Source organism: Pseudomonas arvensis, assembly GCF_056688935.1.
Map to the genome: position 1 here is coordinate 797,157 of NZ_CP162038.1, position 13,423 is coordinate 810,579.

Genomic DNA, 13,423 nt, shown 5'->3' on the forward strand with positions numbered 1-13,423 from the left:
TTGTCCCTGGTTGCTGCCGATTACAGGTAGATCGTGCCTTGCATGTACAACACGGCCTTGCCGGAAATGATCACTCGGTCGCCCTTGAGCGCGCAGCGCAATTGGCCTTTGCGTTTACCGCCTTGTTCCGCCGTCAGTGTTGTTTTCCCCAGGCGTGCAGCCCAGAACGGCGCGAGCGAGGTGTGCGCAGAACCCGTGACCGGGTCTTCATTGACGCCCACGTTCGGCCCGAACCAGCGCGAAATAAAATCGAACTGCGTGCCTTGGGTGGTTACTGCGATCCCGCGTTTAGGCAGGCCCTTGAGCCGTGCGAAATCCGGCGTCAGCGCAGCGACCTGGGCTTCGTTGGCGACCAGCACGACGTAGTCATCGGTGCTGAATACCTCGGCGTGCTCGATCCCCAGGGCACTCAACATGCCGGCTGGCGGCTCACAGGGCTGCGGCGTCTTGGCCGGGAAATCCATCGCCAACTCATCGCCATCGCGTGTCACCCGCAGCTCGCCGCTGCGGGTGGAAAAGCGCAGCACTTCGGGTGCATCGGGCAACTGATTAATCAGCACCCACGCCGCCGCCAGCGTGGCATGGCCACACAGGTCCACCTCGATTTCGGGGGTAAACCAGCGCAACTCGTAGAACCCATCACGGGGCACGAAGTAGGCGGTTTCGGAGAGGTTGTTTTCGGCGGCGATACTTTGCAGTTGATCGTCAGGCAGCCACTCGGTGAGCGGGCACACGGCTGCCGGGTTGCCGCCGAAAGGATGTTGGCTGAAGGCGTCGACTTGGTAGATGTCCAGTTTCACCGTGAAGCACTCCGTGTGGTGGGAGGCTGGACACTAACAGTGGCAAAGCAGGGCGTCAAAAGCGGCCTGCCTTGGAATAGGCCGTGTGGCCAGGTCATCAGAAATCCCAGCGTGTGGTCAGCATGAAGTGACGTGGCGCGCCGTAGATGGCGGAGTTATAGAAACCCACGTTGGTGTAGTAGTGCTTATCGAACACGTTGTTCAGGTTCAGCGTGGTCGACAGGTTTTTGGTGAATTGGTAGCGCGTCATCAAATCCACCACCCAATAGGACTCCTGGGAGAATTCATCGGTAGTGCCCTTGGGGCTGTTGTAGATGTCCTGCCACACCGTGTTCTGCCAGCGCAGGCCACCGCCGACGCTGACTTTGTCCAACTCGCCCTTGAGCTTGTAGATCGTGTACATGCTCACCTGGTCTTCGGGTTCGAAGGTCGAGATTTTTTTGCCGGCATCGTCGCGCACCACTTTGTGAGTGTAGCCACCTTGCAACTGCCAGCCGGGGGCGATTTCGCCGGACAGTTCCAACTCATAGCCCTTGGTCGTCGCGTCGGTGCCCTTGAACGCAAAGTTGGACGGGGTTGGCGTCTGGTTGTTGTAAGCGTCGTCGGGGAGGGAGCGGTTGCTTTCCTTGACTTCGAAGTACGCCAGGCTGGCGTTCATGCGACCGTCAAGGAACTCGCCCTTGAGGCCCACTTCGTAGTTCTCGCCTTCGTCCGGGTCGATCAGCTTGCGGTCGCGGTCGAGGTTGTAGCTTTCCTGGGGCATGAACACATCGGTGTAGCTGACATAGGCTGACAGGTTTTCCGTGAGGTCATAAATGGCCCCGGCATAGGGAATGAAACGACCGGTTTCACGGTAGGTGTCGGTGCTGCCGGTCAGGGTGTAGTCGACCACGCGACCGCCCAGCAACAGTTTCAGGTCATCGGTGAGGTTCCAGCGGGTGGTGACGTACATGCCGGTCTGGCGGATGGTGTCGTCGATGACTTGCGAGGCCACGCCCCAGTCGGGCTTGGCCAGGTTGCCGTGCCAGTTGAAGTAGTCGACGAGGTTGGCCGTGGGGAAGGTTTCATCCCAGTAGCCCTTGCCCTTCCAATGGGCGGTGCTGATCGAGCCGCCCACCACCAGGTCATGTTCGCGGCCGAGGAAGTTGAACGGGCCGCTGAGGTACAGGTCGGCCGAATCGCTGGTGGTTTCGCCTTTGTAGCGCTGCGCGTTGATGTCTGCAGTACCGTCCGCTGCCGGCTGGTAGAACTGGATCGCGCCCAGCTGGGCATCGTAGCCGTTGAGCTTGTGGTCCAGTTGCAGCTTGGTCACCCAGCCGTCGCCGAGGTCGTGCTCCAGGTTCGCGAACACCGTGCGGGTGTATTGCTGCCAACTGCTCCAGTCGGTGGCATTGCTGAAAGACCGCTTGGCATCGTTGAGCGCACCCGAATAGTTGAACAGCGGGAAACTGCCGGACCAGGTCGAGCCTTTGGGTTTGCTGTCCTGATAGTCCGCGCCGACGGTGAGCAGGGTGTCGGGCGACAGGTCGAATTCAAGGATGCCGTAGAACACCGAGCTTTTGTTCGAGTAACGGTCGATCCACGACTTGCTGTCCTGATACGCCGCCACGGCACGCCCGCGCACATTGCCGGTTTCGGTCAGCGGGCCGCTGACGTCCACTTCCGTGCGGTAGTTGTCCCATGTGCCGGCTGCCGTGGTGATGTGGCCGAGAAACTCCGCCGTGGGCTTCTTGCGCACCAGGTTGATGGTGCCGCCCAGGGAGCCGGCGCCGCTGAGCAGGCCGGAGGCGCCTTTGAGCACTTCGACGCGGTCATAGATCGCCATGTCGCTCAGGGTGTTGCCCGCCGAATAGGCCACGTTGCGCACGGCCGAGGGGATGCCGTCGTATTGGAAATTGTTGATCGAGAAACCGCGCGAGTAGTAGTTGCTGCGGTCGGTGTCGTAGGCCGAGACGGTAATGCCGGGTGTGTGGCGCATCACGTCGTCGACGCTGTCGAGGGCGAAGTCGTCCATGTGCTGGCGCGTGACGACGCTGATGGACTGCGGCGTTTCACGGGGTGTGAGCACCAGGCGCGTGGCCGTGGCGATGGTCCCAGGTGTGTAGGAACCGGTCCCTTCGGTGACGGTGCCCAGTTGGTTGCTGATCACCGTGGTGGTGCCCAGTTGCAAGGCTGCGCCGGGCTGTTCGGTGCGGGTTAGCATCACCGCGTTGGGACCGTTTCGCTCGAAGCTCAGCGGCGTGCCTTCGAGCAGTTGGGCCAGCGCCTCCAGGGCGGTCATGCGGCCGTTGACACCGGGCGATTCGACGCCCTGGGCCAGGTCAGCCGTGTAGGCAATTTGCAGCCCGCTCTGCACACTCAATTGATCCAGGGCATTGACCAGCGACTGGCCGGCGATGGCAAAACTGCGGGTGTCCGCCGCTTCGCGAGTGGCCAGCTGGCCCGCCGGTTCCACGGCAACCGCGTGGCTGCACGCCAGGCAAATGGCGAGCGTCAGGACGCTGCGGGCATGGGTCGGATTGAATGCTGGAAAGTGCATGTGAGCCCCGTTAGAAATAGGAATGATTTGCAAAGGCAAAGTTCTTGACGGGTTGAACCTTCGAAAGCCGTAAAACTTTTTTCGACGGTGTCGGGGCTCTGTGTCAGCGGATAACCAGGATGCCACCGGGCAGGCGCTGGACCTGGGTGGACGTGACTTTACTCAATGCCTTTACGATCGCCAGGGGGTCATCCAACTGGTAATTCCCGCTGACGCGCTCACTGGCGGCGGCATCGTTGAATAACAGGATCGGCGCCGGGTAATAGCGCCGGATCTCTTCGACTACCTGCACCAGTGGCGCGTTCTGGAACGACAGCCGCCCGTTGATCCAGGCCATCTGCCGTTCACTGCCTTCCAGTGACAGCGGTTGCAACTGTCCATCGCGCAACTGTTGCCAGTTGCCCGCGTGCAACAAGCTCTGTTCGCCCTTGCGGTCGGCGAAGCGCACTTGGCCCTGGCGCACGGCGACGGTGACCCCCGAGCCGCGCTGGCTGACGCTCAATTGCGTGCCGACCACGGTCACGCTGGCCTCGGCGGTCTCGATGCTCATGGGGCGGTTGGCATCATGGGCGGCTTCGACGTAGAGCTCGCCGCGCAGCAACTTGATGCGTCGATGCGCGCCGTCGAAGGCGGTGCTGATTGCGCTGTGGCTGCCCAGCACGATGTGCGAGCCGTCTTCGAGGTCAAAGCGTTCCAGCTGCGCAACGTCGGTCATGTGATCGGCTTGCAGGCGCATCGGTACATCGGCCATCCAGCCGACGCCCAGTGCGAGCAACACGGCAGCTGCGGCGGCCATCAAACGCATCCTGGGAGGCTTGGCGGTCAGCGGGGGCGGGGGTAACTCAAGGTCGACGGCAAGGTCTTTCAAGGCCTGTTCGAAGGCGCGGTTTTCCCACATCGTATCCAGTTCCGCATACGCGCTGGCGTGCCGGGGATCGGCCGTGCGCCACTGCTCAAAGCGCTGGCGGGTGATGAGGTTGCGCGCTGTCTCATCGCGCAGCGCGAACCAGTCGGCTGCCTGCTCACGTACGGCATCGGGAATGTCGGGGCGATCAATCATGGTAGGTCGTTTGCTTGACGCAGGCGGTGAGGGCTTGGCGCAGGTCCTTTTCCACCGTGCTCAACGATACCTGCAGGCGCTGGGCGATCTCGCCTTGGGACAGGTCGTGCAGTCGATGTAAAACCAGGATTTGTTGCTGGCGTTTGGGCAAGGTAGCGAGCACCTGTTGAAACTGCCGCAGTTGCTGCTGGCCCTGAGCCTGACTCTCCGGCCCGGGTGCCGTCGTGGGCACTTCGACCACCAGGCTTTCGGCCAAATGGCACTCATAGCGCCTTTTGCTGCGCACACTGCGCAAATGGTCAAAGGCCAGGTACTGCGCGGTTTGATAAAGAAACGGCTTCAAGTGTTCGATGGGGCGGGCGTACAGCGCCTTGGCTACCTTCAGGTAGGTTTCCTGGGCCAGGTCCTCCGCCTGGTTCGAACAGCCGACGACGCGCGACAGCATACGGATTAACGCACTGCGCTGCCCGATAAAAACGGCGCTGAGTTTTTCCTGATCCCCTGGCGTCCCTGTCTCCATGGCCCCGATACCTTACTGCTGCGTTGCGCGAATAGCAGGCATACTAATGAGAAGTTGTCTCATTTGATAGGGCGCTGGGTGACTATCGCCTCAGGCTGCGTTCGTAGGCGGCCAGCACCGTTCGCTCCGATTGCACAAGGTAGGCATCCAGCATGACAGTCGCCTCGTCTGGCCGGCCCTCCTCAACGCACTGCAGTATCGAAGCGTTCATATTGAGAAACGGCAAATGCAAGAACTGAGGGTCGTTGAGCAGCCCGAACGCCAGCCGCAATTCAGCCGAGATCTGACCGTAGAACACCAGCAGGCGCGGGCTATCGGCCAGTTCGACGATAGCGGTGTGGAACATCATGTTGGCCGTGCCGACCGCGCCCCAGTCTTTCGCATCGCGCGCACGCACGCCCAATTCGACCGCCTCGCGCATGTGCAGCGTGCCTGGATGCTGGGGGTAACCCTGTGCGATCGCCTTGCACTCGATGAAGCGGCGCACCCGGTAGATGTCGATGATCGACCCCATGTCCGGTTCCGCCACCGTGACGCCGCGGTTGGGTTCGTGTTTGAGCAACCCTTCACGCGTCAGGACCCGGAAGGCCTCTCTCAACGTGTTGCGCGAAATATCCAGGTTCTCGGCCAGTGCCGCTTCTGAAAGGCGTTGGCCGGGCACGAGCTCGCCTTCGACCAGCATCCTGCGAATTTCCTGGGTGATGGTTTCTCCCAGTGATCTTGGCAGGGCGGAAGAGGCGTCGTTCATAAAAAATCCTAGGTGAGAAAACCGCTCCATTATTCCATCAGAGCGGGTGAGTGGCACAAGGATGACGCGCGTCGTATGCGTCATTAAGTAGCACATGCGCGGTATGAGGTAACAATTTGGTGCCAATCGCTCAACTATAGGATATGGATTGTTCAACAAGAATTCCTTGATGCATCTACATTTCAGGGTGTTTGCCTGGGTCTTGGCATGCTCATTGCTCAGTCAAACTACCTCTCACTGTAGGAATGATGCCGTGACACAGACCCCTCAAGCGTTCACAAAAGCGCGGCGCGCTTCGTTGATCGCCGCGATTTTCATGATGGCGACGTCTGCCATCGGCCCTGGATTCATCACCCAGACCGCCACGTTCACGGCCAAGATGGGGGCGGCATTTGCGTTCGGTATCCTGGCGTCGATTCTGATCGACTTCGTGGTTCAGCTTAACGTCTGGCGTATCGTTTCCCTGACTCGAATGCGTGCCGCAGACGTGGCCAACAAAGCGATTCCAGGCAGCGGTTACCTGCTGGCGGTGCTGGTGATTTTCGGTGGGCTGGTGTTCAACGTCGGCAACATCGCCGGTGCCGGGCTGGGTCTGAATGCGCTGATGGGGCTTGATGCAAAGTGGGGCGGTGGCCTGAGTGCCCTGCTGGCTATCGGCATCTTCCTCTCTCACCGCGCCGGGTTGGCCGTCGACCGGCTGATCGTCGTGCTGGGCGTGGTGATGATTGGCTTGACGCTGTTCGTGGCCTTCGCCTCCAACCCACCTCTGGGTGAAGCCCTCTACCAGACCGTCCTTCCGGACCAGATCAACTTTGCCACCATTACCACCATTGTTGGAGGCACGGTCGGTGGCTACATCACCTATGCGGGGGCTCATAAACTGCTGGATCGCGGTGCTACCGGCGTCGAAAACCTCCAGGCTGTGACCAAGGCGGCCCTGAGCGGCATCCTGGTCACCGGCCTTATGCGCTATATCCTGTTTCTCGCCATCCTTGGCGTTGTTGCCAGCGGCGTCGTCATCGACACCTCGGGGCAGGGCGCCAATCCGGCTGCACAAGCCTTCCAGGCAGCCGCGGGACAGATCGGCCTGCGGATCTTCGGCCTCATCCTCTGGGCCGCCAGCATCACCAGTGTGATCGGCGCCGCGTACACGTCCATTTCCTTTATCACCGTATTCAAGCCGGACATCACCGAGCAGAGTCGCAACCGTGCCACCACTGTGTTCATCGCCGTATCGCTGCTGATCTTTGTTCTGTTGGGCACCGCGCCTGCCGCACTGCTGCTGTTTGCCGGCGGGTTCAACGGTCTGATACTGCCCATCGGCCTGAGCATCTTTATCTACGTCGGCTGGCGCCGATCCGACCTCATGGGCGGTTACCATTACCCACGCTGGCTCTTGGTCCTGGGCGCTCTGACCTGCCTGCTGACCTGGTACATGGCGATCAAATCCGTTGTGCCGATCTTTGCCATCCTCAGCGTCGCCTGAGCCGGATAACGAAAAAGGAGTTACGTGAATGCCAACGATAGATATCAACAGCGATCTGGGCGAAAGCTTCGGCGCCTGGAGCATGGGCGACGACGACGCCATGCTCGATGTGGTAACCAGCGCTAACGTCGCCTGTGGTTTCCACGCAGGCGACCCCGCCGGCATCCTGCGGACACTCAAAGCCGCCGCCGCAAGAAATGTCACCATTGGCGCCCACGTTGCCTACCCGGACAAGGTGGGTTTCGGTCGACGGAACATGGACCTGGCCAGCGATGAACTCACCGCCGACGTGATCTACCAGATCGGTGCGCTGCAAGGCCTGGCCAAGGCTGCCGGCACCTCGGTGCGTTACGTGAAACCCCATGGCGCGTTGTACAACACCATTGCCCACGACCGTCGCCAGGCGCTGGCGGTGATCACCGCCATCCGTGCCATTGATCCCACGCTGACCCTGGTGGCGTTGGCTGGCTCCGAGCTGATTGAGTGGGCACGTAACGAGGGCTTGCAGTGTATCGCCGAGGCCTTCGCCGACCGTGCCTATACGCCGCAAGGCACCCTGGTTTCGCGACGCGAGCCGGGCGCCGTGCTGCACGATCCGCAGCTTGTGGCTCAACGCATGTTGCGCCTGGTGCAAGACGGCACCCTCGAAGCCATCGACGGCACGCTCACCCGAATCCAGGCCGACTCGATCTGTGTCCACGGCGACAGCCCTGCCGCCGTAGCGATGGCTCGCGAATTGCGCCGAGTGCTGGAGCAGGCCAACCTGTCGCTGCAACCGTTTGCCGGAGGTCGTCCATGAATACGCTCGCCCGCGCCCGCCGAGCGGCCATTGCCGCTGCCCAGGACGCGCGTCAAACCTACCGTGGCGGGCTGGTCACCCCCACGGCCGGCATCGCGCCGGGCATGACCCAGGCCAACCTGATCGCCTTGCCGCGCGAATGGGCCTACGACTTTCTGCTGTACGCCCAGCGCAACCCGAAAGCCTGCCCGATTCTCGACGTCAGCGACGCGGGCAGCCCGCGAACACTGTTGGCTGAAGGCGCCGACCTGCGTACCGACATCCCCCTGTACCGCATCTGGCGGGACGGCAAGCTGGTCGAGGAAGTCAGCGATGCCACCCAGGCTTGGGCCGAGCACGACGATATGGTGGCGTTTTTGATTGGCTGCAGCTTTACCTTTGAAACCGCCTTGCAAGAAGCCGGCATCGAAGTGCGGCATATCGCCGATGGTTGCAACGTACCGATGTACCGGACCAACCGCGCTTGCCGTCCGGCGGGACGATTGCAGGGTGAAATGGTTGTGTCCATGCGCCCGATCCCGGCCGATCGTGTGGCCGAGGCCAGTGGCATCTCCGGGCGTTATCCGTCGGTCCACGGCGCTCCGGTGCATATCGGAGAGCCCGCGCTGCTGGGCATCCATGACCTGAGTCGACCCGATTTCGGCGATGCCGTGCGCATCGAGCCCGGCGAAGTCCCGGTGTTCTGGGCCTGCGGTGTGACGCCCCAGGCGGCGGTGGCGGCGTCGGGCGTGCCCTTCGCGATCACCCACGCCCCTGGCCACATGTTCATTACCGATGTGCCTGACAGCACCTATCACGTCTAGGAGTCTCCCGTGCGTTTTCTACCGGTCAACCTGGACACCCTGCTCGTCGAATTGAACGATCTCGACGAGACCTTGGCTTTGTTCGACGCCCTGATGGCGGAGCCTATTGCGGGCGTGGAAGAAATTGTGCCTGCTGCGCGGACGCTGCTGATCCAGTTTCGCCCCAGCGCCATCGAGCGTCAGGCGCTGGTCGATCGTATCGCCGGCCGGGACCTGAGCCGGCGCCGCGAGGGCGAACAGCGCCGCGTGGAAATCCCCGTGCATTACAACGGCGAAGACCTCGACGAGGTCGCCACGCTGCTCGGCATCAGCCGTAACGAAGTGATACAGCGCCACACCGCCCATGACTACAGCGTGGCCTTTTGTGGGTTCGCGCCGGGGTTTGCCTACCTCACGGGCGGCGCCGGTTTCCAGGTGCCGCGCCGACAGACCCCTCGCACCCGCATACCGGCGGGTGCCGTGGCGCTGGCCGGGGATTTCAGTGGCGTCTATCCGCAAGCCAGTCCTGGCGGCTGGCAGATCATCGGTGTCACGCCCCTGCAGATGTGGGACCTGAACCGCACCGAGCCGGCCCTGCTGCGCCCTGGTTATAAAGTGCGCTTTACCGACGCCGGCCCGCTCCCGGCCAACGGCCTGCCAACCCCCGCTGCGGCACTGCGTCCCGCCGCCCCCAGCGGTGCTTATCTGGAAATCATCCATCCTGGGTTACACAGCGTCCTGCAGGATATGGGACGGCCCGGCCAAACCGGTCAAGGCGTCTCCCGCTCTGGTGCGCTCGACCTCGGCGCCCTGCGCGCCGCCAACCGCGCGGTGGGCAATCGCTCGGACATGGCTTGCGTAGAGTCGGTACTTGGCGGCTTGAGCTTCGTTAGCCATGGCCGTGCGGTGATAGCGATCACTGGTGCGCACACACCGGTCACCATCACCAACGCCAGTGGCCTACAATGGCCGGCCAGCAACTATCAACCCATCGAACTGGACGTGGGTGACCGTGTCAGTCTGGGCGCACCGCTGGCGGGCCTGCGCAGCTACCTGGCCATTCGTGGCGGTTTTGAGGTCACGCCGGTACTCGGCAGTTTGTCCACGGACACGTTGGCCCAGGTCGGCCCTGCGGCACTTGCCGCTGGTGATCGTCTGGGCTTCACCACCCTGACCACGGGCACCAGCGTATCGCTGACCGAAGCCCCGGCCTTTGAGCTGCCGACGGCGACCCATATCGTTACCCTTGATGTGGTCATGGGGCCGCGCACCGATTGGTTTACCGAAGACGCGATCCAGCGCCTGAGCAGCCAGCTCTGGCGCGTGACCTCGCAGTCCAACCGGGTGGGCATTCGCCTGGCCGGTGATGCGCCGCTGACGCGCAGCAACCCACAGGAACTGCCCAGCGAAGGCACCTCCGTCGGCGCTATCCAAGTGCCAGCCAGCGGCCAGCCCGTGCTGTTTTTGGCCGACCATCCGTTGACCGGTGGCTACCCGGTGATCGCCGCAGTGGCTACACACCACTTGGACCTGGCGGGGCAGATACCGATCAACGCGCAGATTCGCTTCAACCCCCTGGGCGGATTCCACGAAATCCAACCCAGCACAGACGCCTCTTCTTCAACTGCCGATGCGAAGACAACTCCATGAAAAAATTATTGATCGCCAACCGTGGTGAAATCGCCGTCCGCATCGCCCGCGCCTGTCGCGACTACGGTGTGCAGTCTGTCGCGGTGTATGCCGACGCGGACATCGACGCCCTGCATGTGCGCCAGGCGGACGAAGCGTTTTCGCTGAATGGCCAACGCCCGGCAGAGACCTACCTGGATATCGAAAAACTCCTGGCCATCGCCAAACGCAGCGGCGCCGATGCCGTACACCCGGGTTATGGCTTTTTGTCGGAGCGCGCCGACTTTGCTCGCGCAGTGATCGCCGCTGGCTTGATCTGGGTGGGTCCCAACCCAGAGACCATCGACGTGCTGGGGGACAAGGTCGAAGCGCGGAAACTGGCCCAGCAGGTCGGCGCACCTCTGGTTGCGGGTACACCCGGACCTGTTGAAAGCGCCGCCCAAGTGCTGGCCTTTGCCGAGCAGCATGGCATGCCGATTGCCATCAAGGCAGCCTTCGGCGGCGGGGGGCGCGGCATGAAAGTCGCGTGGCGCCTGGATGAGGTCGCCGAGCTGTTTGCCTCGGCCGTGCGAGAAGCCGAAGCCGCCTTTGGTCGCGGTGAGTGTTTCGTCGAGCAGTTCCTCGACCGCCCTCGGCACATCGAAGCGCAGATTCTGGGCGACAAACACGGCAAGGTGGTGGTCGTCGGCACGCGTGACTGCTCGCTGCAACGACGCAACCAGAAGCTGGTGGAAGAGGCGCCCGCGCCTTTTATCAGCGATGCGCAGCGCCAGCGCATTCATCAGTCCGCCCACGATATCTGCGCCAAGGCCGGCTACGTCGGCGCCGGCACGGTGGAGTTCCTGCTCAGTCAGGATGGCACCTTGTCGTTTCTTGAGGTCAACACGCGCTTGCAAGTCGAGCACCCGGTGACCGAAGAAACCACCGGCGTCGATCTGGTGATCGAGCAACTGCGCATCGCCGACGGTTTCCCTTTGTCGTTCAGCGAGACGCCAACCCCACGTGGCCATAGCTTTGAGTTTCGTATCAACGCCGAAGATGCGGGCAAGGGCTTCTTGCCGACACCGGGGCAAATTACCGAGTTCCTGCCACCCTCGGGCCCGGGCGTGCGCCTGGACAGCGGCGTGACCAGCGGTTCACGCGTGCCCAGCACCTTCGATTCGATGATGGCCAAACTGATCGTCAGCGGCGCCACCCGCGAACAGGCTATCGCCCGTGCACGCCGGGCACTGGCTGAATTCAACATCGAGGGCATCGCGTCGGTACTGCCTTTCCACCGGGCCGTGATGGATCATGCCGACTTCACCGGTGCCGATCGCTTCGCCGTGCACACCCGCTGGATCGAGACCGACTTCGCCGAACAGATCACCATCGCGCCGCGCAACGCCATGTCGGCCGACCCTGACGTGCTGCGTACCTTTGTCGAGATCGACGGCAAGCGCCATGAGCTAGGCCTGCCTGCGGCCCTGTTGCGCGGTGTCAGCCTCAATGCCGCCGGTCCCGCCAGCGAAAGCACAAGCACACGCGAGGCGGTTGATCCGCACGCGGTACTGACGCCGGTAGCAGGCAACCTGCACACCTGGGTCGTCGACGATGGCGAATCGGTCAGTGCCGGGCAAGTGATCGCGGTGGTCGAAGCGATGAAGATGGAAACATCGATTCTGGCCCCCTGTGCGGGTGAACTTCAGATTGCCAAACAGGCGGGTGATTACTTTGAAGTCGGCTCCCTGATCGGCCGTATCAACGCCGCCAGTTGATTCAACTGCTTCTTTGGCAGGCCTTACGCGCAACGGGTTAATCACCCGTTTGCCGCGTGCTTAATCGAGGCTTTCAGAGAGCATGCGTAATGGGGGGGGGGGGGCGGATCTGGATGAAACTCCAGACACAAGAAAGCCCGCACTAGGCGGGCTTCTTGAGGTGATTCACAGACTGCTGTAGACATCTATGGATCGGTACTTGGTGGCTACGCAGGGACTTGAACCCCGGACCCCAGCATTATGAATGCTATGCTCTAACCAACTGAGCTACGTAGCCAAGTGGCGCGCATTATTCGCGTAGAACGCAAATGCGTCAAGCATTTTTGTGAAGATTTTTTCTACGCTTTCAATTGTTTAACGAAACTGAGGGTGTTGCGTGACTGCCAGCCTCTGCTTTCGTGATGTCTGGACAGTGGTGGGGGCCTGGCAACATTGGGGGCGCCGGCTGGAAACAGGTGGAGTCCGGTTGGGCAGATATCCCTGCCGCCCAACGTTTGGCCTGTCAGCCAGTCTTACGGTTGAAACGGGTTTTGGGTGGCGCGCTTGAGCTGTTCGCGCGCGCGCGACAAGCGTGAGCGGACTGTGCCGATAGGAATGTCCAATACGTCGGCGGTGTCCTGGTAGCTGCCGTCGGTTTCCAGCGATGCGTATAGCGTCTTGCGCATTTCCGTTGGCAGATGGTCGATGGCGCTCAGGGTGTTCTCCAGGCGGCGGTTGACCTCAAATTCCCAATCCAGGTTGTTGTTTTCTGCCTGGCCATGCCACAACGACTCATCAAATTCGCAATGCACAGGTTTGGCATACATGCGCCTGAAATGATTGCGGATCAGGTTCTGTGCGATGCCACACATCCAGGTGCTGAGCGATGCGTTACCGCAGAAGCGCTCGCGGTTGCGCCATGCTTCCAGGTAAGTCAGTTGCAGAAGGTCATCCGCATCTTCCGGGTTGAGTACGCGTTTGTGAATGAAGCGTCGGAGTTTTTTCTGCTGTTCGTCTGTCAGGTGATGCATGAATTGAGGCGAGCTGCCAACGAGGTGAGCTAAAGCTTCAATGGGAAGATTCATGGTTTTTTCCTCAGGGTGAACGGGTCGAAATGCTTTCGACGCAAAGCCCTGTAGCACTGGCTGTGCCAAACGGAAGATCTATGTAAGCAGCTGAAATATATGAATAAAAATATTTTATCTGATGCTGGTTGCGCAGTTTTTTGCAAAAAACCATGGGTGTTTTGTGCCGGTTTTTTCAAAAGTTCAGGGTGTGAATAAAAGTGGAACCGTCTCGGGGTTTCTTGCCACACAAGCACACA

The 13,423-nt window shown here is 61.4% G+C and carries 11 protein-coding genes and 1 tRNA gene; 5 read left to right on the plus strand and 7 right to left on the minus strand.

Features of this window, described 5'->3' with window-relative positions; translation table 11 throughout:
- Positions 1 to 20: 20 nt before the first annotated feature.
- The 5 genes from AB3G88_RS03515 to AB3G88_RS03535 all read right to left on the minus strand — a co-directional run bounded on the left by AB3G88_RS03515 (position 21) and on the right by AB3G88_RS03535 (position 5,667).
- Positions 21 to 800, minus strand: a complete 780-nt coding sequence (locus tag AB3G88_RS03515) for a PhzF family phenazine biosynthesis protein (protein WP_480453243.1) — start codon at positions 798 to 800, stop codon at positions 21 to 23.
- Positions 801 to 897: 97 nt separating this feature from the next.
- Entirely contained in the window at positions 898 to 3,339 is a 2,442-nt protein-coding gene (locus AB3G88_RS03520; RefSeq protein ID WP_480453245.1) for a TonB-dependent siderophore receptor, read from the minus strand.
- Positions 3,340 to 3,442: 103 nt separating this feature from the next.
- Positions 3,443 to 4,399: a FecR family protein gene (locus AB3G88_RS03525; protein ID WP_480453247.1), complete on the minus strand. Its 957-nt coding sequence runs from the start codon at positions 4,397 to 4,399 to the stop codon at positions 3,443 to 3,445.
- Complete coding sequence (locus AB3G88_RS03530; RefSeq protein ID WP_099583922.1) at positions 4,392 to 4,919, minus strand: RNA polymerase sigma factor; 528 nt, start codon at positions 4,917 to 4,919, stop codon at positions 4,392 to 4,394. Before AB3G88_RS03530 ends, AB3G88_RS03525 begins: the two co-directional genes overlap by 8 nt.
- Before the next feature lie 82 nt (positions 4,920 to 5,001).
- Entirely contained in the window at positions 5,002 to 5,667 is a 666-nt protein-coding gene (locus AB3G88_RS03535) for a GntR family transcriptional regulator (RefSeq protein WP_480453250.1), read from the minus strand.
- 253 nt (positions 5,668 to 5,920) lie between these two features.
- Here AB3G88_RS03535 and AB3G88_RS03540 point away from each other — a divergent pair, with 253 nt between their 5' ends.
- Genes AB3G88_RS03540 through AB3G88_RS03560 form a run of 5 tightly spaced genes read left to right on the plus strand, consistent with a single transcriptional unit; the run spans position 5,921 to position 12,120 of the window.
- A complete protein-coding gene (locus tag AB3G88_RS03540) occupies positions 5,921 to 7,153 on the plus strand; it encodes an NRAMP family divalent metal transporter (RefSeq protein ID WP_099583924.1) in 1,233 nt (410 codons plus the stop codon).
- Positions 7,154 to 7,181: 28 nt separating this feature from the next.
- A complete protein-coding gene (locus AB3G88_RS03545) occupies positions 7,182 to 7,952 on the plus strand; it encodes a LamB/YcsF family protein (RefSeq protein WP_480453252.1) in 771 nt (256 codons plus the stop codon).
- Entirely contained in the window at positions 7,949 to 8,755 is an 807-nt protein-coding gene (locus AB3G88_RS03550) for a putative hydro-lyase (protein ID WP_112193327.1), read from the plus strand. Before AB3G88_RS03545 ends, AB3G88_RS03550 begins: the two co-directional genes overlap by 4 nt.
- A gap of 9 nt (positions 8,756 to 8,764) precedes the next feature.
- Complete coding sequence (locus AB3G88_RS03555; RefSeq protein WP_480453255.1) at positions 8,765 to 10,384, plus strand: 5-oxoprolinase subunit B/C family protein; 1,620 nt, start codon at positions 8,765 to 8,767, stop codon at positions 10,382 to 10,384.
- Complete coding sequence (locus tag AB3G88_RS03560) at positions 10,381 to 12,120, plus strand: acetyl/propionyl/methylcrotonyl-CoA carboxylase subunit alpha (RefSeq protein WP_480453257.1); 1,740 nt, start codon at positions 10,381 to 10,383, stop codon at positions 12,118 to 12,120. The genes AB3G88_RS03555 and AB3G88_RS03560 overlap by 4 nt, the downstream gene beginning before the upstream one ends.
- 200 nt (positions 12,121 to 12,320) lie before the next feature.
- Here AB3G88_RS03560 and AB3G88_RS03565 read toward each other — a convergent pair.
- A tRNA-Met gene (locus tag AB3G88_RS03565) sits at positions 12,321 to 12,397 on the minus strand.
- A 235-nt stretch (positions 12,398 to 12,632) separates the two neighbouring features.
- On the minus strand, positions 12,633 to 13,184 hold the full coding sequence (locus AB3G88_RS03570; RefSeq protein WP_099583929.1) for an RNA polymerase sigma factor: 552 nt from the start codon (positions 13,182 to 13,184) through the stop codon (positions 12,633 to 12,635).
- Between the last annotated feature and the right edge of the window lie 239 nt (positions 13,185 to 13,423).